The organism is Pseudomonas sp. HMSC057H01 (assembly GCF_001836405.1).
GTDB classification, from domain to species: Bacteria; Pseudomonadota; Gammaproteobacteria; order Pseudomonadales; family Pseudomonadaceae; genus Pseudomonas; species Pseudomonas aeruginosa.
The window spans coordinates 178,817-181,007 of the sequence record NZ_KV828391.1; the positions used below are offsets into that span (position 1 = coordinate 178,817).

Genomic DNA, 2,191 nt, shown 5'->3' on the forward strand with positions numbered 1-2,191 from the left:
TGAAGTCATCGACCACCGTCAGGCATTTGATCCGTCGCCCAGTGCTGAGCGCGTCGAAGACGAAATCCATCGACAAGACCTGGTTCGGTGCGCTCGACAGGCTCAGGCATTCGCGCGCCACCGCGACCCTCCGCCGCCTCACCATCAAGCCGGCGGCTCGGTACAGCCGGTAAATCCGCTTGTGGTTGACCTGCACGCCACAGCAGGATGTGCAGGCGGCGTTAGCTACAGCGTCGATACTCCTGGGCCAGTTCCACCAGTTGGGCGTGCAGCTCGGTCGGTACACTAGCCTCGACCCGCTTGAGGAAGTCGAGAAGAACGCTTCTGCACTGCCGTCTCCTGCTTGGAAAACGGATTCTACTAAGTTCAGCGTGGTACTGAAATCGGGGGGCAGGTCAATCGACAAAGGTATCCCGACCGCAGGTTTGTTGGCCCACGTGATGGTGGCCAAGTTTGCCGATCACTTGCCGCTGTACCGGCAGGAGAAAATCTTTGGCCGCGCCGGGCTGGCAATTGCTCGCTCGACCCTGGCGCAGTGGGTCGGACAAACCGGCGTGCGGCTTCAGCCACTGGTCGATGCACTGCGTGAAGCCGTGCTGAACCAGGGCGTGATCCACGCTGATGAAACACCGGTGCAAATGCTTGCGCCAGGCGAGAAGAAAACCCACCGGGCCTATGTCTGGGCGTACAGCACGACGCCGTTTTCAGGGCTCAAAGCGGTGGTTTACGACTTCAGCCCAAGCCGTGCTGGCGAACATGCGCGCAACTTCCTGGGTGACTGGAACGGCAAGCTGGTCTGCGACGACTTCGCTGGCTACAAAGCCGGTTTCGAACAAGGCATCACTGAAATCGGCTGCATGGCCCACGCCCGGCGCAAGTTCTTTGATTTGCACGTGGCGAACAAAAGTCAGCTGGCTGAACAGGCCCTGCACTCGATCAGCGGCTTGTACGAGGTCGAACGTCAGGCGCGGGACATGAGTGATGAAGAGCGCTGGCGAATACGACAAGAATTGGCGGTGCCGATCCTCAAAAAACTGCATGACTGGATGTTGGCTCAGCGAGACCTGGTGCCCAATGGATCAGCCACGGCCAAAGCCCTCGATTACAGCCTGAAACGCTGGGTAGCGCTGACGCGCTACCTGGACGATGGGGCTGTGCCCATCGATAACAATCAGGTCGAGAACCAAATACGGCCATGGGCGCTCGGGCGTTCGAACTGGCTGTTTGCCGGGTCGCTGCGCAGTGGTAAACGGGCGGCTGCAATCATGAGCCTGATCTAGTCGGCGCGTATGAATGGGCATGATCCGTATGCCTATCTCAAAGATGTGCTGACGCGGCTGCCCACGCAGCGGGCCAGTGAGATCACTGATTTGTTGCCGCATAAGTGGGTAAATAGTCTGGAATAATCCTACAGCCGCTTCTCCATAACGATGGTGCGCTCCGCCCCATGAAACTCGTCGCGGATTTTCTGATAACCCAATGCGGTATAAAACCTTTCAGCTGTAATCGACGATGGCACACGTACAGCTCCAACTCCCGCGCTGGCAGCAGTTGTATGAATGACATCCATCAAATGCCGCCCGATACCGCCTTTCTGGTGAGCTGGGTCAACGAAAACACTTCTGACGACGTCACCGTCGAGACCGGCAGTGCCAATAATGTTTTCGCCCAATAAGGCTACGAAGACCCTACGCTTCGTAAGCTGTGTGGTGATGGCTTCAGGAGAAAAGCTCTGCTCAACCTGAGCGATCACATCAGGCGGATAGTCCTGTGAATTTGACTCACGCAGGGCGGCTATAACTACGCAGCTTATCGCTGCTGCATCTCTGCTCGTGGCGGGACGAACGTGGCATTCCATGCTGAGACCTCAATCCTAAAGGATTACAGCTTAGCGCATCGCAATGTGCCTTCCCCGGACGCTTACGAACATCGACACCGCACAGTCGAAGGGCATTACAGCGACCCCGACCCTCGTCATCCGGGACAACCAGACAGGACGAAGCGTGAAGCTTGAAGGCATGGCCGACGAGACCACGTTGCTGTCGGCGATAGACTGGCTAGCCAAGGATCTCTAGCGTCGCGCCACGAGACTCTTGGCTAAGAAGTCGGCGAGGATTCCAACATCCCTCTTTTGGGCCTCCAGGATGCCCTGCACTTCACCTGGCAGAACCTCGACCTCCTCCCCATCCAC

At 57.7% G+C, this 2,191-nt stretch carries 1 protein-coding gene and 3 pseudogenes; 2 read left to right on the plus strand and 2 right to left on the minus strand.

All coding sequences use genetic code 11. The annotated features are described in order from the left end of the window. Positions 1-199: pseudogene (locus HMPREF2581_RS04710) on the minus strand (IS3 family transposase); the annotation flags it as partial. Between the two features lie 199 nt (positions 200-398). Here HMPREF2581_RS04710 and HMPREF2581_RS04715 point away from each other — a divergent pair. Further along, positions 399-1,406 (plus strand): annotated as a pseudogene (locus HMPREF2581_RS04715) (IS66 family transposase); the annotation flags it as partial. Positions 1,407-1,408: 2 nt separating this feature from the next. Here HMPREF2581_RS04715 and HMPREF2581_RS04720 read toward each other — a convergent pair. Continuing rightward, positions 1,409-1,858, minus strand: a complete 450-nt coding sequence (locus HMPREF2581_RS04720) for a GNAT family N-acetyltransferase (protein WP_003108471.1) — start codon at positions 1,856-1,858, stop codon at positions 1,409-1,411. A gap of 64 nt (positions 1,859-1,922) precedes the next feature. On the opposite strand from HMPREF2581_RS04720, the pseudogene HMPREF2581_RS33475 reads away from it, so the two are divergent. Then, positions 1,923-2,075: pseudogene (locus HMPREF2581_RS33475) on the plus strand (protein-disulfide isomerase); the annotation flags it as partial. Between the last annotated feature and the right edge of the window lie 116 nt (positions 2,076-2,191).

Coding starts and splice junctions, on each gene's coding strand:
- HMPREF2581_RS04720 (WP_003108471.1), bottom strand. CDS start 1,858: ATGGAATGCCACGTTCGTCCCGCCACGAGCAGAGATGCAGCAGCGATA.